At 58.6% G+C, this 16,572-nt stretch carries 22 protein-coding genes and 1 tRNA gene; 14 read left to right on the top strand and 9 right to left on the bottom strand.

What is annotated here, in order from left to right:
* Positions 1–19 precede the first annotated feature (19 nt).
* The 3 genes from E4P32_RS14035 to E4P32_RS24110 all read left to right on the top strand — a co-directional run bounded on the left by E4P32_RS14035 (position 20) and on the right by E4P32_RS24110 (position 3,469).
* A complete protein-coding gene (locus E4P32_RS14035) occupies positions 20–1,831 on the top strand; it encodes an ATP-binding protein (RefSeq protein WP_116435193.1) in 1,812 nt (603 codons plus the stop codon).
* Positions 1,832–1,834: 3 nt separating this feature from the next.
* Positions 1,835–3,184 carry a sigma-54 dependent transcriptional regulator gene (locus E4P32_RS14030; RefSeq protein WP_116435194.1) on the top strand — a complete coding sequence of 450 codons (1,350 nt, stop codon included), beginning with the start codon at positions 1,835–1,837 and terminating at the stop codon, positions 3,182–3,184.
* 138 nt (positions 3,185–3,322) lie between these two features.
* Positions 3,323–3,469, top strand: coding sequence for a hypothetical protein (locus E4P32_RS24110; RefSeq protein WP_167735766.1), 147 nt, complete (start codon positions 3,323–3,325; stop codon positions 3,467–3,469).
* A gap of 33 nt (positions 3,470–3,502) precedes the next feature.
* Here the strand turns inward: E4P32_RS24110 and E4P32_RS14025 are convergent, their stop codons facing one another.
* Positions 3,503–3,958, bottom strand: coding sequence for a hypothetical protein (locus E4P32_RS14025; RefSeq protein ID WP_116435195.1), 456 nt, complete (start codon positions 3,956–3,958; stop codon positions 3,503–3,505).
* A gap of 272 nt (positions 3,959–4,230) precedes the next feature.
* Here E4P32_RS14025 and E4P32_RS14020 point away from each other — a divergent pair, with 272 nt between their 5' ends.
* Positions 4,231–5,112, top strand: a complete 882-nt coding sequence (locus tag E4P32_RS14020; RefSeq protein ID WP_233526684.1) for a dienelactone hydrolase family protein — start codon at positions 4,231–4,233, stop codon at positions 5,110–5,112.
* 16 nt (positions 5,113–5,128) lie between these two features.
* Here the strand turns inward: E4P32_RS14020 and E4P32_RS14015 are convergent, their stop codons facing one another.
* Positions 5,129–5,788, bottom strand: a complete 660-nt coding sequence (locus tag E4P32_RS14015) for a thiopurine S-methyltransferase (RefSeq protein ID WP_116435347.1) — start codon at positions 5,786–5,788, stop codon at positions 5,129–5,131.
* Between the two features lie 124 nt (positions 5,789–5,912).
* Between E4P32_RS14015 and E4P32_RS14010 the strand changes: the two genes are divergently transcribed.
* Entirely contained in the window at positions 5,913–6,347 is a 435-nt protein-coding gene (locus E4P32_RS14010; protein WP_116435196.1) for a hypothetical protein, read from the top strand.
* A 111-nt stretch (positions 6,348–6,458) separates the two neighbouring features.
* Here the strand turns inward: E4P32_RS14010 and E4P32_RS14005 are convergent, their stop codons facing one another.
* The 3 genes from E4P32_RS14005 to E4P32_RS24290 all read right to left on the bottom strand — a co-directional run bounded on the left by E4P32_RS14005 (position 6,459) and on the right by E4P32_RS24290 (position 7,784).
* Positions 6,459–6,728, bottom strand: coding sequence for a hypothetical protein (locus tag E4P32_RS14005; protein ID WP_135008748.1), 270 nt, complete (start codon positions 6,726–6,728; stop codon positions 6,459–6,461).
* A gap of 283 nt (positions 6,729–7,011) precedes the next feature.
* Positions 7,012–7,248: a hypothetical protein gene (locus E4P32_RS24295; protein ID WP_233526697.1), complete on the bottom strand. Its 237-nt coding sequence runs from the start codon at positions 7,246–7,248 to the stop codon at positions 7,012–7,014.
* Positions 7,249–7,286: 38 nt separating this feature from the next.
* Positions 7,287–7,784, bottom strand: coding sequence for a hypothetical protein (locus tag E4P32_RS24290; RefSeq protein WP_233526685.1), 498 nt, complete (start codon positions 7,782–7,784; stop codon positions 7,287–7,289).
* Between the two features lie 93 nt (positions 7,785–7,877).
* Between E4P32_RS24290 and E4P32_RS13995 the strand changes: the two genes are divergently transcribed.
* Complete coding sequence (locus E4P32_RS13995; protein ID WP_116435197.1) at positions 7,878–8,585, top strand: hypothetical protein; 708 nt, start codon at positions 7,878–7,880, stop codon at positions 8,583–8,585.
* Between the two features lie 165 nt (positions 8,586–8,750).
* Here E4P32_RS13995 and E4P32_RS13990 read toward each other — a convergent pair whose 3' ends face one another.
* Positions 8,751–9,209, bottom strand: coding sequence for a hypothetical protein (locus E4P32_RS13990; protein WP_116435198.1), 459 nt, complete (start codon positions 9,207–9,209; stop codon positions 8,751–8,753).
* Between the two features lie 170 nt (positions 9,210–9,379).
* Here E4P32_RS13990 and E4P32_RS24105 point away from each other — a divergent pair, with 170 nt between their 5' ends.
* The 4 genes from E4P32_RS24105 to E4P32_RS13960 all read left to right on the top strand — a co-directional run bounded on the left by E4P32_RS24105 (position 9,380) and on the right by E4P32_RS13960 (position 12,290).
* Complete coding sequence (locus E4P32_RS24105; protein ID WP_158559734.1) at positions 9,380–10,375, top strand: DUF1488 family protein; 996 nt, start codon at positions 9,380–9,382, stop codon at positions 10,373–10,375.
* Between the two features lie 6 nt (positions 10,376–10,381).
* Positions 10,382–11,089, top strand: a complete 708-nt coding sequence (locus E4P32_RS13970) for a hypothetical protein (protein WP_116435201.1) — start codon at positions 10,382–10,384, stop codon at positions 11,087–11,089.
* A 51-nt stretch (positions 11,090–11,140) separates the two neighbouring features.
* On the top strand, positions 11,141–11,431 hold the full coding sequence (locus tag E4P32_RS13965) for a hypothetical protein (RefSeq protein ID WP_116435202.1): 291 nt from the start codon (positions 11,141–11,143) through the stop codon (positions 11,429–11,431).
* Between the two features lie 118 nt (positions 11,432–11,549).
* Positions 11,550–12,290, top strand: a complete 741-nt coding sequence (locus tag E4P32_RS13960) for a TraB/GumN family protein (RefSeq protein WP_116435203.1) — start codon at positions 11,550–11,552, stop codon at positions 12,288–12,290.
* A 161-nt stretch (positions 12,291–12,451) separates the two neighbouring features.
* Here the strand turns inward: E4P32_RS13960 and E4P32_RS13955 are convergent.
* Both E4P32_RS13955 and E4P32_RS13950 read right to left on the bottom strand, forming a co-directional pair.
* Positions 12,452–12,527: transfer RNA gene (locus E4P32_RS13955), tRNA-Lys, on the bottom strand.
* Positions 12,528–12,698: 171 nt separating this feature from the next.
* Positions 12,699–13,541 carry a spermidine synthase gene (locus E4P32_RS13950; protein WP_116435348.1) on the bottom strand — a complete coding sequence of 281 codons (843 nt, stop codon included), beginning with the start codon at positions 13,539–13,541 and terminating at the stop codon, positions 12,699–12,701.
* On the opposite strand from E4P32_RS13950, the gene E4P32_RS13945 reads away from it, so the two are divergent.
* Both E4P32_RS13945 and E4P32_RS13940 read left to right on the top strand, forming a co-directional pair.
* Complete coding sequence (locus E4P32_RS13945) at positions 13,531–13,821, top strand: hypothetical protein (RefSeq protein ID WP_135008747.1); 291 nt, start codon at positions 13,531–13,533, stop codon at positions 13,819–13,821. The genes E4P32_RS13950 and E4P32_RS13945 overlap by 11 nt on opposite strands.
* Before the next feature lie 92 nt (positions 13,822–13,913).
* Entirely contained in the window at positions 13,914–14,609 is a 696-nt protein-coding gene (locus tag E4P32_RS13940; RefSeq protein ID WP_116435204.1) for a mobilization protein, read from the top strand.
* A 55-nt stretch (positions 14,610–14,664) separates the two neighbouring features.
* Here E4P32_RS13940 and E4P32_RS13935 read toward each other — a convergent pair whose 3' ends face one another.
* Complete coding sequence (locus E4P32_RS13935) at positions 14,665–15,150, bottom strand: DNA-deoxyinosine glycosylase (protein WP_116435205.1); 486 nt, start codon at positions 15,148–15,150, stop codon at positions 14,665–14,667.
* 157 nt (positions 15,151–15,307) lie between these two features.
* Between E4P32_RS13935 and E4P32_RS13930 the strand changes: the two genes are divergently transcribed.
* Positions 15,308–16,057: an SDR family oxidoreductase gene (locus tag E4P32_RS13930; RefSeq protein ID WP_116435206.1), complete on the top strand. Its 750-nt coding sequence runs from the start codon at positions 15,308–15,310 to the stop codon at positions 16,055–16,057.
* Between the two features lie 28 nt (positions 16,058–16,085).
* The gene (locus tag E4P32_RS13925; protein ID WP_116435207.1) at positions 16,086–16,529 is read left to right on the top strand and encodes an Mpo1-like protein; all 444 of its coding nucleotides are present in this window, start codon (positions 16,086–16,088) and stop codon (positions 16,527–16,529) included.
* The last annotated feature ends 43 nt before the right edge of the window (positions 16,530–16,572 follow it).

Genomic DNA, 16,572 nt, shown 5'->3' with positions numbered 1-16,572 from the left:
TCAGAGCACCTCTCCAGCCATGACTTCCCGCAAATTTCCGATACTGATCGCCGTCGTCGCGCTATGCGCGGCGGCGGTTTTTTTTGCGTCGTATTTTGTCGCCGCGGAAAAAGCGCGCAGTGATCTGCATGCCGCCGGTGAGCGCCAACTGCAGATCGTCGCGCTCGACCTGCAATCCATCCTCGACAAGTTCGAGATCATGCCGTATGCGCTGGGTGCATTGGCCGACGTTGACCAGGTGCTGCATCAGCCCGACGATGCGGCCGCAGTGCAACGCCTCAACCTGAGTCTGCAAGCGATCCAGAAGCAGTCGAAGGTGCTGGCGATCTACATGATGGATGCACGCGGCATGACGCTGGCGGCCAGCAACTGGAATGAAGAAACCAGTTTCGTCGGCCGCGATTTCGGCTTCCGGCCCTATTTCGCCGAGGCGCTGGCGGGCGGCTCCGGACGCTTCTACGGCATTGGAAATATCTCCAGCGAACCGGGCTATTTCATGGCCCAGCCGATTTATCCGGCCGGTGCACCGCGCGGTGAAGGCAAGCCGATCGGCGTGATGACGGTCAAGGTCGACCTGTCCGAGTTCGAGCACACCTGGCGCAGCAATGAAGACCCGATCACGCTGGCCGATCACAGCGGTGTGGTATTCCTGAGCAACCGGCCCGAATGGAAATACCATAGCCTGCGTCCGCTCGACGGCAAGCTGCAGCAAGAGCTGGCCGGCACGCATCAGTACGCCGACCAGCCGATCACGCCGGTGGCCGGAATGCCGAAGGAATTGCGGCGCGGTTTCGGCGATCATGTAGTGCGCGCCATCGACAAGCAGGGCTGGCAGCTGATGCTGTTCCCGTCCGAGGCCCGCATCACCCGCATCGCCATGCTGTGGTCTATGTGGGTCGCGCTGATCATGGCGATCGCAGCGATTTCTCTATGGGCTATCTATCAGCGCAGACGACGCCTGCAGGAGCGCCTGGAATCGCGTGATGCCTTGCGCCGCGCCGCGCAGGAGCTCGACGCCACCATCGCCGTGCGCACCCAGGAACTGCGCGTGGCCAACCAGGCCCTGGAAGGAAAATACGTCACCCTGCAGCAGACCGAAAGCCTGCTGCGCTCGACGCAGAACGAACTGGTGCAGGCCGGCAAGCTGGCCATGCTGGGACAGATGGCGGCGGGCGTCACGCATGAGCTGAACCAGCCGCTGGCGGCGATCCGCGCCTTCGCCGACAACGCCGTGCAATTCATGCGCCGCGGCCAGTTACCGCAAGTGGAAGAAAACCTCGAACACATCAGTGGCGCCAGCGCCCACATGGGCAAGATCATTGCGCAGCTGAAGGGCTTCGCGCGCAAGAGCGGCGACGCCATCGCCGTGGTCGACGTGGCGCAGACGGTCGAGGCCGCGGTGCTGTTGCTGCGCAATGAGCTCCATCAGCAGGGCGTCGCCATCGAGATCGATGTGCGCAGCCCGGTGCAGGTGATGGGTGACGTGGTGCGCACCGAGCAGGTGCTGATCAACCTGCTGCGCAACGCCATCGATGCGGTGGAGACCGTTGAATACGTTGCCGACAAGCGGGTGACGGTGATCGTCGAACACGATGCCGGCGAGGCGGTCATCCGCATCCGCGACAGCGGCCCCGGCATTCCCGATGAAGTCGCGCCGCACCTGTTCGAACCATTCTTCACCACCAAGCCGAGCGGCAAGGGGCTCGGATTGGGACTGGCGATTTCATCGTCGATCGTGCAGGCGATGAACGGCCGCCTGTCGGCGCATAATCTGCCCGAAGGCGGCGCCGAATTCACCGTGCGCCTGCCGGCCCCGGCCCCCGGGTTGTAATCCATGGAGACATCATTGAACATACCCAACGCATTCGCCATCCTGATTGAAGACGAACAAAGCGTGCGCAAGGCCACCACGCAGACGCTGGAACTGGGCGGATTCAGCGTGCAGGCCTGCGCCGACGCCGAGCAAGCCTTGCCGCTGCTGCACGCCGGGTTCGCCGGCATCGTCGTGACCGACGTGCGGCTGCCGGGACGCTCGGGCCTGGAAGTGCTGGCGCATGCGGTGGCCGCCGACGCCGACCTGCCGGTGATCGTGGTGACGGGCCACGGCGACGTCGCCATGGCAGTGGAAGCGATGCGCGCCGGCGCTTACGATTTCATCGAGAAGCCCTTCGCCGCCGATCGCCTGCTGGAGACCGCGCGACGCGCGCAGGAGAAGCGCAGTCTGGTGCTCGACAACCGTCGCCTGCGCGAAGCCTGGCTGGCCGATCCCGCCACCCCTGCGCTGGTGGGTCAGTCGGCGGCAATGGAGCGCGTGCGTACGTTGATCCGCAGCGTCGGCCCGACTTCGGTCGATATTCTCATCAACGGCCAGACCGGCGCCGGCAAGGAAGTCGTGGCGCGCCAGTTGCACGCCGCCAGCGAACGCAAGGGGCCCTTCGTGGCGATCAATTGCGGCGCACTGCCGGAGAGCGTGTTCGAAAGCGAAATCTTCGGTCACGAAGCCGGCGCCTTCACCGGTGCGCAAAAACGCCGCATCGGCAAACTGGAATACGCCAACGGCGGCACGCTGTTCCTCGACGAAATCGAAAGCATGCCGATGGCTTTGCAGGTCAAGCTGTTGCGCGTGCTGCAGGAACGCAGGCTGGAGCGCCTGGGCGGCAATGAGTCCATCGCCATCGATTGCCGCGTGATCGCCGCCAGCAAGACAGACCTGCTGCAACTGAGCGCGCAGGGCGCATTCCGCGAAGACTTGTACTACCGCATCGGCGTGGTCAGCATCGACTTGCCGCGCCTGCGCGACCGGCGCGACGACATTCCGCTGCTGCTGGCGCATTTCATCCATGCTGCCGCAATCCGCTACGGTCGCACGGCGCCGGCGTGGACGGCGGCGCTCATGGCGCAATGGCAGCAACGCGACTGGCCCGGCAATGTGCGCGAGCTGCGCAACTTCGCGGATCGCTGGGTGCTTGGTGTGGCGGACAGCAACGCCGCCAATGTTGCCGTGTCGTCGCTCATGACCAGCCTGCCGCAGCAACTCGACGCCTATGAACGTACGCTGATCGAGGATGCGCTGGCGGGAGCCGACGGCAACGTTGCACTGGCGGCGGAACAACTCGGCATTCCACGCAAGACGCTGTACGACAAGATCAAGAAATACGATCTTGCGAATGCGCGCGGCGCATAAGTGCGCAGCACGGCGCAAGCGAGTTATCCTTTGTTTTTGGGAAGGGCTGGGTTAGACTCTTGTCCCAGGGAAATAAGGGTGCGATTTCAAGCTGCAGCAACGACTCGCAGCATCGGCCCATCACTATCGGGGAACAACATGAAGCGTTTCATCGCCATTTCGCTGGCTGCCTGCATCGCCTTTATCCTGTGCGCCTGCGAACGCACCGAATTCGAAAAGAAATCAGAACGTGACGCCGACGCCCGCCGCGCCGTCAACACCAAGCCGAAGTCACCTGGATACTGAACCATTGGATTTGCCAGGCTGCGGCCGCACCGTTCAATAACGCTGCGGCCAGTTTTTCGGCGTTTTGTAGGCATGGCTGACGACGATGCGGGTGGCGGCGATCAGCCCGCTCAGCCCCAGCACCAGCTGCGTCAGCGTATCGCCGGGCAGTGCCCACACCGATGACGATGGCGCCACGACGCCGGTTGCCGCGCTGATCACCGGCGCCACCCATTCAGCCTCTTCCGTCACGTCCAGCAGGATGTCGCCTTCCGACGTCGTGTGCAGGTACACCTCGCCGCCCAGTTCCATGCAGAAGCAGATGCCATAGCCCTTGGTGTTGTCCTTCTTCACCGCCTGTTGCAAATCCCGGTTGTAGTTGTCGATCCACGCTTCCACGTCGTAAGTGGTGGTGAGCACGATCCACGGACGGGTCGGCTGCACTTCGGGAGAATCTTGATCGGGGTCTTGCATCGGCTGGGCATGATGGCTGGCTTGGGAAAGCAGCATTATCGCTTTATTTCGAGATGTGTAGCCGTAAAAGGCATGCGCCATCTTCAACTCCTGACGAGCTTGTCAGCCAAGGCGTGGCGCTTGCTGGCATGATGGAGGGCAATTTTTTGAAGGCCGACATGAACTCGAAAAAAATATCCCCTCCGATACGTCGCCATCTGCAAGCACTGATGTGCGTTCTTGCAGCGTGTTGCCTGCTCTGGTCGGGCCTTGCCTCTGCCCAGCAAAAGATCAGCTTTCCTTCGGCCGAATACGCCAACAAGTTCGAAATGGCAAAGCGGGCGGGCAAGCCGCTCGAGATTTTCGGCTACCTGACGCTGCCGCCGAATCCGCCGGCCGGCAAGATTCCCGTGGTTGTGATTGCGCATGGCAGCGCCGGCGTACAAGCCAAGGACACCGGTTTCTGGGCGCCGTATTTCAACAAGCTCGGCTTCGCGACCTTCGTGGTCGATTCGTTTACCCCGCGCGGCGTCGAGAGCACGGTGGATGACCAGAGCCTGGTCAGCAATGCCGCCGACACCGCCGATGCCTTCTTTGCGCTGAAATTCCTCGCCGCCGATCCGCGCTTCGATGCCGACCGCATCGGCATCATCGGCTTCAGCCGGGGCGGCACCGCGGCCAACGAAACGGCGGTCAAGTCCTTCCGCGACAACGTGCTGCGCGAGAACCGGAATCTTCAATTCGCCTTCCACATTCCCGCCTATCCCGGTTGCCAGAATTCACGCTTCCGCAAAAACGGCAGCTACGACAAGACCGGCGCCCCTATGCTGTTCCTCATGGGCAGCAAGGACGACTACACGCCGGCGAAGTTCTGTCTCGACCAAATCAAGGGCATGCAGGAAGAATATCCGGGTGTCATTGACTATCGCGTCTACGACGGCGCGCATCACAGCTTCGACGGCAACCAGGGCGTGCATTACCTCAGGCTCGGCACCTCCACGCGCAACTGCCCGATGACCGAAACCGACATTCCGAGCTGGGCGCGTAGTCTGGTCGGCAGCGGCGACAAACTCTCGCCTGCGGACGAGCGCAAGCTGTACAAGGATTGCCAGGCCGTCGGCGTCACCGTCGGCTCGTTCGACAATCGCTATCGCGATCAGGCCGGCAAGGATGTCGAAGACTTCCTGCGCAGGATCGGGCAGATCAGATGATGTGTGACGAGAGCAATCAGCGTTTGCGCTGCAGCTGATAGACCACCGTGTCGAGCCGGCTGACACCGCGCTCGCTGAACTTCGGTTCCTTGTCGAGGATGTCGCGACGGTCGATGACGAGCGCTTCGGAATGCGCCGCGAAGATCGCCTGCACTTCCGCATCGCCGACCGAGAACGGCGGGCCGTCCATCTGTTCTTGTGGGTAGTCGAGCGTGATCAGGATGCCGCGATATTGTGCGGACAACTGGCCATAGACGTGCTGCGCATAGCGTGCGCGCATGTCGGCCGGCAGCGCCACCAGAGCGGCGCGATCGTAGACGCCGACGCAGGCCGACAGCAGCGCCGCATCCAGCTTGAAAATATCGCCGCAAATGATCTCGACGTCGCCGGCCGCATAATGGCGACCGTAGGCCGATTCACTGATCTGCGGCTGCAAGCGGTTCTCATCGAAGAACTGCTCGACCGCCAGCTGCGACAATTCCACGCCCAGCACGCGATGTCCCTGCGACGCCAGCCACACCATGTCGAGCGACTTGCCCGCCAGTGGCACCAGCACCTGGCTGCCCTGCGGCAGCGCCAGTGTCGGCCAGTATTTTTGCAGCAGCGGCGTCACGCGGGTTTGATGAAAATGCGTGCGCCCGTCGCGCCAGCGCTCCAGCCAGAATTCTGCGTCCATGAACTTGTCCCGTGAATTTGTTTGACGCATATTGTAGCCGTCCATGGCGCGCAGGAGGGGTTGCCTTCATGCAAGAGGGGCATATGCTACGATGGCTGTTAATTATTTATTGAGGCAGAAACAAATGGCGCAGTACGGTTCCACCCATCGCGGCAAGCACTTCATCGTGATCGACAGCACGCAGCCCGGCAAGAAGGGTGTGTTTTGCAGCATCAAGGTCGACGGTGAAGAAGAATACCCGGACATCAAGGGCTCGCCCTTCGACACGGTCCACGCCGCCCAGATGGCCGGCGCGGCATTCGCGCGCGCGCTGATCGACTCCGAACTCGACCTCGACTCCTACGAACACAAGGGCTACTTCATCCGCGCCAGCGGCAGCGAACAACGCGACGGCACCTGGGTCGGCGCCTATCAACTGCATCGCAACGACAACCCGGTGCCGTTCCGCCGCGCCAATGTCCCGACGTTCCGCGGCAACACACGCAAGGAAGCGGAAGACAACGCAATCGCGGTGGCGCGCGAGGCGATTGATGAGGATGTGGCGGCGGGGAAGTTGTAGGTGTAGCCGCGGAATCAGAAACCCACGCAAGAAAATGATTTGCAAAACATCCCGCCTGATGGCGGGATGTTTGTTTCTGGAGCGTGTCCGTGTGGCTCGGGTTGGCGCGGCTTACTTTGTGCCTGCTTTCCCTGTATCAGGATTGGTGTTCCCTTTTGTTGACCAGTTATTTGTTGTCGTGTGATCTTTGGTCGAGCGGTTGTGGCTATCGACGTGGGTGCCGCTATGGGTTGTGTAGCTGCTCACATGTTGCCGTGAAGAGCTTGATCCCGTTCCGGTAGCGGCTTTATACGAATGGCCTCCACCGCTGCTTTTCGCGATGCTGGATGAACTTGTGATTACCAGCGCGACAATTGCCAGTGCCTTGCATACTTTATTCATGTCACCTCCCGTTGTTGGACTGCAGTCCGTTTTGTTATTTTTTATCGGATGTCGGTGTTTGCGGCTTGATTGCGTTGCAGGCCGACATCCACTGCATTGTGGCGAATCGCACGCCATGCGTCTTCATTCAAACGAATGAGAAAGGGATCAGGGGCGGGAGAGTTTGTTTTGCTGTCGGCAAAAGAAAAGGACCTGAATCTTTCGATTCAAGTCCTTTGTATTCTTTGGTGGGGCGTGAGTGACTCGAACACTCGACCTACGGATTAAGAGTCCGGGCAACGATTCAGGTCTGGCGCGGGTTTGCACCTAGTTCTCGCTCCGAAAACGTACCGGATTTATCGCCTTTTCGCTCGCGTACATATGTTTCCGTCATGGCAAGAGATTTATGGCCCAACTGTCGCTGCGCGGCGCGCATATCGCCGGCCTCGTCGGTACCGGCTTTCGCCCGGAGATCCTGAAGCTGGAACTGAGTGCTTTTGACTCGTGTCTTTTTCCGGACATCGTAGAAGCGCTGCCACAACGCATCTTGTGACAGCGGTCGGCCTTTTTCGTTGATGATCAATTCTGCGCACGACGCACCGTAGAAGTTCTCCGAAACCGCTTCCGTGCCACGATGCGTGCCAGCACCTTCTCCAGTTCCCCGATGATCTGAATGCGCAGTTTCTTCATCGTCTTGTTCTGGGCAAGCTCAAGGTGGCCGTCCTTGAGATCGATTTCCCTGTATTTCGCCGTGTCTACGGGCCGCTGGCCGGTCAGGTAGGCGAGATCCATCGCATCCTTGGTCGGCTGGTCTGCGGCGGCGTAGACGACGTTGAACACCTCATCCTCCACGTACACGTCGCGACCGGTCTCGGTGTTCCCCTTGATGCCGGCGCAGGGATTCTGAGCTTTCGTCAGCCCCCAGTTGCGCGCCATGTTGAAGACGTGCGAGAACAACGCTTTTTCGCGATTCGCGCGAACCAGGCCCTCGGGGATCTTCAATAGAGCCAAGCCACGCTCAAACAGCTGCGCGATGCGCGTTACAGCTTCTTCCACCGTGCTGGCCGAACGACGCATGCTGTCAGCGGCGGAGTTTGCGGTAGCCGCGGCGCGTCTCTTCGGTGTTGACGTAGGTCATGCTAGGATTCCTCCAAAATATGAGGGGGATTGATGGACAAGAAACTCACCTGGGTGGAAGTCGTATTGCTGATCGCATGCTTCGCCGCGACATTCGCCGTGATCGGAATGGCATTCGCGCACTTCACTCATGAGGTCGACAAAGACAAGGTCGGTGACGCGGCAACTTGGGTCGGGGCAATATTCGCTGCCGCGGCATTTTGTGGAACCATCTATTTGGCGACGAAGGAAAGCCGCGATAGTTTGAAGGAGAAATCGGATACTGCAATCGTTCTTGCTGCAGGTATGATTGAACGAATTGGAGCGGCAAAACGAGCTGTCAAAGCGGTAGATTCTTGGATAGTAGATGCTATTCTCGACATCGAAGAACATCCAGATCCCGATCAGTTTGCTCAGGCAAATCTTCGTCCATTCGCCGAAAAGGTCCATTACGCTCTGCTGCAATGTCCTGAATTCACTGTCGACGAGCTCAAGGGAATTATCATTCTTCCGAATCATTGTGCTGCGCACCTTGCCGCTACGGCTCAACGAATTCGCGTGATTAGGGACGATGCGAAGCGACTCAGTGATGGAATGGCGGATGCCAGTCTGAAGGCAATGGCGTATCTCTCTGCAAGCAGAGGAAATCTGGCTACCTGCATAATCTCTTTCGGAGTTGCTGAGAGAGAATGCAGGATCGCGATCGCTGACCTTAATGCCGACCTGTTGTCTCGTGATGCAAAAAAGGCTGATGTAGGCTGATGGGCGCGACTGAATTACCTGCGAAATGTTCTCATCGCTTCCAATATGTATATTCTGCTGAAATGCAGTGGTGCCAGGTCGACGCCGCTGATGGTGCTTTGGCACCATCCCCGTTCGGCAGGGGAGCGTAAGCAGTCTAGATTTCCATTTCGCGCATGATGTTCTTCAAGGTCGGTTATCGGTGCCGCAGTTGGCGCAGTTGCTCGTAAAGCGCTGGTTATCGCCTACGAACCGGCCGCAACCGGCGCAGTTGTAGATGTCCTTACCCAGGCGCCCCTTCTTTCTGGAGAACCATTCAAATTCGATCGGCTTGCAAGTCGGGAACGCACACGCCTCAGTCAGAGCTTGGCGGTTTGGAGTTGTATTCGGAACTACCGGCCCAGCATCGCCGTCGACGGTGCGCGGCTTCGGCGGCACGGCCATGGCTTCTACTGCAGCGCAAGGCACGGCGAACGTGCTTTCCCCGCTGCTGTAGTAGCCAAGATGGCCTTGTATCCGCTCGCGGGAGTATTTTCCTGCCCAGGAAAGCGGCCACTTGTAACTGGAATCGTTCGGCCCCCAGAAGGTTATGTAAGGCGCGTCGCGCCGTGTGTGCCTGGTGCTGGCGATGTAGAACTCGCTCACTTTTTCACCTGGTGGGCTTGTGATTGTGCGGCCGCGCGGTCGATGCGCTCGATCTCGGCGAGGATGAGTGCTCCAGCGCGCAACAGGTTGCTGCGCTTGCTTTTTGGTTTCCACCAATCCCGCGTCCGCGGCCAGTAGGTCGGGACGACGCCGCGCCCCAGATCTCTTTCGTGTGGAAAGCCGCAGGCGAGAGCGTAGTAGCCGGCCGCCGTGGCCATCTGTCCGTCGCGGTGATCATCGTCGTTTTCTGGTGTCCAGCTTTCGTCATCCTGCTGACGCTGGCGTTTGTTCGATCTGAGCGACAGGAGCAACGCGCTGCGGGAAGGCCGCGAGGAGGGCAGAGCGGTATTGATATTGAATCACCAGCTTGTCGTCAGTCAGGGCGCAATGCAGGGTTTGGTGCTTGTTCATGCCGTCGCTTTCTGAATGAATTTATTGAACCAGCGGCGAATGCAATAGCCGCGCACGATGGAGATGATTGTGTAAAAGACGCCGAGCATGATGTTTTGCTGAAGCGAGATATTCCGCCGAACAGCGGGAAAATCAGCGCGTTGGCGGTCAGGTTGATTCCATACCCGATCAGCACGTTTATAAGCGCTTCGACCAGAGATCCTTTGCGGTTTTGTGTCATGGTAGGATTTAGCACACAAAAAAATGAATGGAGAACGAACATGGCTCAGGCATTTGCAGACATTCCGCGAGTTAGGCCGGGAAATGGAACGGTGGAGTTCCAACGACTCGGTGACGGGAAAATCGAGGACTGGGGCATCTCTTTTGAGGCGCTGACTGACGAACTCAAGGCGCCGTCGTTGGAGGAGGCTGACCTGCTCAGTACGTTCGCGAAGAACCGCAATACAATTCATACGATTGCTCAACACGTGTTTGCTGCAGAAGGAAGTCCTCGGTGTATTTTGTCGAAGGATTTTTCTTTGTTGAATGCACCTTTTGAGGCGATCAATCCGATTCATCATCGGGAGGTTGTAATGACTGCGATTGGTTTTGAGACGGTTCGCGGAGAATGGCGCGCGCGGGTGATCTACGAAAAAAACGGCATTCCTGAAGACGTCATGAATGCGGCTCGCTTCAGTACTCAGGCGGAAGCGGAGTCGAATGCGCTCGCCGCTGCCAAAGCCGACTATGACGAACGCTTTTGGAAAAAACAGTAGCGATGCATGTGGTACGCTTCCCCCCCAAAACAGGGGGAAGAAATGAAGGCTTGGTTGAGCGAGTGGTACAACAAATACGCCATTCTTGTCATTGGTGCCGCAATAGGTGTGGGTGCCTATCATGCAACATGCTGGAGCGTGCTTACCGCTTCCGATTGGGCGGCATGGGTGGGCGCCCTTGGTACGGTGGGGACATTGATCGGAGCCATATGGATCGCGACAACTCAACAGCGAGCCGCCGAGCACGAGGCAATCTCTCTTGCAGAGGTGACCCTCATGAGTATGCAGTTTCGATTGAACAATCTTCGGCGGCAACTTGAAAAGTGGGCCATTGCGCTCGACGCGTGGAAGCCTTCCCACGATCATTTCGTGAACTACAATCACGCAGCGATACTTATCAAAAATTACGCACAGCTGGATGTTGCAGAGATCGAGAGAGTTCGCGTGCTTGATAAAGATATCGCTATCGGTATGGCTGCGGCGATCGACTTCATTACGTATTGCACGGATCTGCTTGTCGATGCATCGGAAAACCCAAAAATCCAACATGAAAATGAGCATCAGCGATTTTGCTGCGAAATGAGCGAACTGCTTGCGTGCGCAGCGATGAACATTCGCGCAGCTGGAATTTTGGCGGCTGGAATAACAGGCCGTAAGGAAACCGTCTACGAAAGCAACGGCATCCCAGAGATTGCAGTGCGAAGTAGACGTTGAGCAGTAACCGAGTTTTTTAGCTAATGGCATGCAGATTTTGTAACGATTTAAATGAAGAACAAAAAAAATGTTCCGTGTGGATGCCACTTTGAGGTGCCACGCAACGACGGCGGGGGCCGTTATTTCATCAACGTAGTGCGCATGCACGGCATGCTGGCGGGTCGGATCAACATCGGCCAGATCACGACAGCAACGCAGAAGGAAGATGCGTTTCAGTTCTCCTACGATCTGGATCAGGCCGCGCATATCGACAGTCGCACTTTGCTGCGGATCGCAATCGGGCAGTCGATCAGCGAGCATCGGTTTTCCTATTTGAGTGGGCCTGTTTTCTATGGGGGGTAATCGCAAGCTCAGCAAAGCAGTTTGATTTGACGAAACACGACACGGCGTACTGTGAGGGGGCAGCTCAGTCATCTTGACCTACCCATACTGATGACTCCGAACATAAGGGAGGCCGCAAATGTACTTTGAACTGACAGGCACTAACGTGCGCATCTTAGGATCGCTTCACGTCTTTCCGAAAGCCTTCCCCCACTGGCCGAGGTGGGCTGTTGACGCTGCAGCATGGGCCGAACACATCATTCTTGAATTAGATGGTCAGCAAGTCGGAGGTACTTTTAACGTTCCCCCTGAGCTTGCTTGCCAAGCCCTATTGCCGGCAGATACTTGGCATAGACTTTCGGTTTGCTGGCCGAACGCTTATCCATCATTACACGAGATGCCGCCCTGGCGTGCGGCCGCGCTCCTCAGCACGTTAAACCGAGAAGAAAGCCCAACCGGAGGACTTGAACATGGCTATACCAGGTGGGCGGAAGAGAATCACATCGATGTGGCCTATTTAGAGACCGCCACCGAATTTAGGGACGCGCTGAGTTCCATACCCTTGCCGGACGTGGAGGCGTTGATGCTAGATGCCTTGACGAACCTTGGGCGAAATAATGACAAGCTACTGCGGCTGTACCAGGATTGGAAGGGGCGCAAATTGGAGGTAATGTTTCGGAGGGCGCAGAAAGAGCTGCTGTGTTCGATGCCCTCGACTCGTGATGCCTTATTCGGGAGGAGAAACAGTGCATGGTTACCGAAGATCGAAGCTGCCTGCAAAAGCGAACGGCGGACACTCGTTGCGGTCGGAGCGCTTCATTTGTGTGGGCCGGGGAACGTTCTGGAGCTTTTGGGACGGCCGTACTCCACTGTTAAGTGAAGTGCGTGTCCAGAATCTCGCGTAAAGCAGTCCGAAAGCAAACGCGACGTTACACGTACTCGCATTAATGGCGGCGAAACGTTGGACAATTTTGCGGAGCGGAGAAAAAATTGCGGAGCAAAAGAAAAGGGTTCCAATCGCTTGGAACCCTTTGTATTCTTTGGTGGGGCGTGAGTGACTCGAACACTCGACCTACGGATTAAGAGTCCGCTGCTCTACCAACTGAGCTAACGCCCCCCGATGAAGAGGCGTGATTATAACCCGATTATTTTCAAACTTGGAAGCCCCTTTTTGAAAAAATCTAAAAAATATCCATCTCCCTCTGAAAACCCGCGCCGGCGCTGCTATTCAGCTGCATATATGAACGATTGAGGCGGCTTGCCGGACCTGTCGAAGCAGATGCCCCGCTCAGAAATTGCTCTTGATCCCGTTCACCCACGATTTCGCCGGCAGCTTGGTGGCGGCCTTGATTTCTTCCGCGCGCTCATACAGCGCCGGGAAGTCGAATTCGACCGCGTTCCTGAACGCGATCGCAACGACGTTGCCGTCGTGGACTTCCGGCAGCGAGATGACCTGGTCGAAGGCGTAGCGCATGGCCTTGAGGTTCTTGGCGTAGCTGGGGTGGTCGCCGAACAGGTTGACCGTCATGACGCCGTCCTCGCTGAGGCTGTCGCGGCAGGCTTTGTAAAACTCCGGCGTGTCGAGCATGGGGCCGCGCGCGGTGGCGTCGTACAGGTCGACTTGCAGTGCATCGATGGTGCCGTGGCGTTGCTCGTCGTGGATGAAATCGTTGGCATCCATTTCCAGCAGCGACAGGCGGCCGTCTTCGGGCGGCAGCTTGAACATGCTGTGGCAGATCGCAATCACCGACGGATTCAGTTCGACCGCCGTGATGTTCGCTTTGGGAAACTGGCGATAACTGTACTTGGTCAGCGCCGCCGTGCCCAGACCGAGTTGCACGATGTGTTGCGGCGCCTTGTTGAACAGCATCCAGCTCATCATCTGCTGCGCGTATTCGAGCTCGATCCAGTCGGGCTTGCGGATGCGCATGGCGCCTTGCACCCATTCGGTGCCGAAATGCAGGTAGCGTACACCGTCCTGCTCCGACAGCGTGACCGGCGCAAAGCGCGGCTTGCGCGGCGCGGCGACTTTGGGCTTGGATTTGACCTTGTCCTTGTCCTTGTCTTTGTCTGGACCGGGGCCGGCTTTGGTGTTGGCTTGCGCCTCGATGGATTTGCGTTTGATCAGCATGATGTTGCCCGAATTCGAATTGCCGAATGATACCTTGCCGGACGGATCGGCATGCAGAACGGTGCGGCTCGCGGAGGAGAAATCCTTTTTGACGCCTGCGCTTGACGCCCGGCGCGCAGGTTCGGCTACACTTGCGTCCATGCTCAAGAAAATACTCTTCATCCTCCGGCTCGCCATCGTCTTTGGCGGCATCGTGCTGTTCGGCCGGGCGGTGCAATATCTCATTCTGAACGGCGGCTTCAACGGCTCGTTCTACGATATTCTTTTCTTCCGGTCATAGTCCTGATCTGGTTCGTTGCTGGCACGCTCATTGCCTGCTGTTGACGTTCTCGTCTTTGCTCAACATTTACTCGTTTAAAAGGATCCACAGCAATGAGTCATATTCACTTCATCGGTGGTGAAAAAGGCGGCGTCGGAAAATCGCTGGTTTCCCGGGTGCTGGCGCAATACTTCATCGACTGGAATATTCCTTTCCGCGGTTTCGATACCGACAAGTCGCACGGCGCGCTGCTGCGCTTCTACGGCGATTTTTCCGCGCCGATGACGCTGGACCAGCATGACAGCCTGGATCCTTTGATTGAACGCGCATTGGAAGATCCGCAAGGCCGCATCCTGGTCGATCTCGCGGCCCAGACGCAGCAGTCGCTGGCGGCCTGGATCGAGGATTCCGGCGTGCTCGATTTTGCGGCGGAGCATGGCATGACGCTGACTTGGTGGCATGTCATGGACACCGGACGCGATTCGGTCGACCTGCTGCGCAAGTGGCTCGATCAGTTCGGCGGGCGACTCAAGCTGGTGCTGGTGCTCAACGAAGTCCGCGGCGATCGTTTCGACATCCTGGATGCATCGGGCGAGCGCGAGCGCGCGGAACAACTGGGAGCGAGCGTGATCCACCTGCGCCGCCTGCCGGACACCACCATGCAAAAGATCGATCAGCAAAGCGCCAGTTTCTGGGCTGCACTCAATCACCCCGACCGCGCCACCACTGGCCTGGGCATGCTGGAACGCCAGCGTGTCAAGGTGTGGCTGAACCGCGCCTATGGCGACATCAGCAAGCTGGCGCCGTAGAGCGCAATTCGCTTGCCGGAGACGATGCGCCGCATCGTCTCCCGGAATCATCCGATTACATCCGAAGGCTGTTCCACTGTGCCAGCTTCTTCGCATAAGCCATCGTATGCGCCGGGCTGCTCGACGGCAGCAGCACGATGCGGTATTGCGCCGCACGTTCGCCCAATACCTTCAATCCCAGCTTCGCAGCGGTGCCGCCGTTGAAACCTATCGTCGTCAAGTGCGGCAATTGGTCGAGCAGGCCGGTCAGGTCATTGCCTGCATGATCGGCGATATTGCTGTCAAGGCTGCCTTCACGGCGCGCCTCGGCGATCACGTCCCACAATCCGATGCCATGCCGCAGCAAAGCCGGCAGACGTTGTTCGTAAGTCATCGCGCGCAGATTCTCACCGACCACTTCCGATATCAACTCCCAGAATTTGTTTTGCGGATGCGCATAGTACTGGCTCTGCGCCAGCGAAGCGTCGCCCGGCAGGCTGCCGAGGATCAGTACGCGGGTGTGGGCGTTGGTAACGTGGGGGAAGCTGCGTTTGCGCGTCATGAATTCGTGGTCGGGAGCGATGGTGGGTTGAAATCGAGTTGAAATCTTTTCAGGCCCGCCCCTCAAGACGCGGCCGGGGGAATAAGGCTACACTATTTGGCGAAGGTTTTACTCTCGCCATCAAGGCGCCTCACGACCACATACAAGGATAAAACACATGGGACAACCAGTCATTATCGTCACCGGCGGCAGCCGCGGTATCGGTGCTGCAGTTGCACAATCGGCCGCCGCGCGCGGCTACGCAGTCGCCATCAGTTACGTATCGAATAGCGCTGCGGCCAACGCCGTGGTAGACGGCATCGTCAAGGCCGGCGGTCGCGCCATCGCAGTGAAGTCGGACGTGGCGGTTGAGGCCGACATCCTGCATTTATTCCAGACCGTCGACAAGGAGCTCGGCACGCTGACGGCGCTGGTCAACAACGCCGGCATCCTGGAGCACCAGTCCCGCTTCGATGAACTGAGCGCCGATCGCATCAACCGCGTGCTGCTGACCAACGTCACCGGCAGCCTGCTGTGTGCGCGTGAAGCGGTCCGTCGCATGTCGACCAAACACGGCGGCAAGGGAGGCGGCATCGTCAACCTGTCGTCGATGGCGGCCAAGCTGGGCGGTCCCGGCGAATACGTCGACTACGCCGCATCCAAAGGGGCGATCGACGCCTTCACCATCGGCCTGGCCAAGGAAGTCGCTGCCGAAGGCATCCGTGTCAACGCCATTCGTCCCGGCCTGATCTACACCGACATCCACGCCAGCGGCGGCGAAGCAGGGCGCGTCGACCGTCTCAAGGACGCAGTGCCGATGAAACGCGGCGGCAGCGCCGAAGAAGTCGCCAATGCGGTCATGTGGCTGCTGTCGGATGAAGCATCGTATGCGACCGGCACCTTCATCGACGTTTCGGGCGGCCGCTGACCTTTCTTCGTTCCGTCTGGAGGCAGACATGAGTACGCTTACCCATCGCCGCATCGACGTGCTGCTCACGCGCTACGCCGAAAGTCATCAGCATCACGTCAACGAGTTGATCCATTGCCTGTGCGTGCCGGCCATCGTGCTGGCCTTGCTGGGGCTGTGCTGGTCGCTGTCGCCAATGCTGGCGGTGGGACTGGTGCTGGTATCGCTGGCGTATTACTTCACGCTGTCGCCGCCGTTTGCGCTGGGCATGCTGCTCATGGCGAGCGTGATGCTGCTGGTGCTGGCGGGCTTGCCGCCGCGCGCGGTATTGCCGGCATCGGCGGCGATCTTCGTGATTGCGTGGATCGGGCAGTTCATCGGGCACAAGATCGAAGGCAAGAAACCGTCGTTTTTCGAAGACGTGCGCTTCTTGCTGATCGGTCCCTTGTTCGTTCTCAGCCTGTTTTATCGCCGCTTCAGAATCCGATATTGAGAACCGTTGAAGAAATGAACGAAAGCGCGGAAAGCCGGTCAAG

Source organism: Herbaspirillum sp. 3R11 (genome assembly GCF_004563925.1).
Classification (GTDB): Bacteria; Pseudomonadota; Gammaproteobacteria; order Burkholderiales; family Burkholderiaceae_D; genus Herbaspirillum.
The sequence above is the reverse complement of the archived record's forward strand: the minus strand, read 5'-3'. Positions and strand labels throughout refer to the sequence as shown.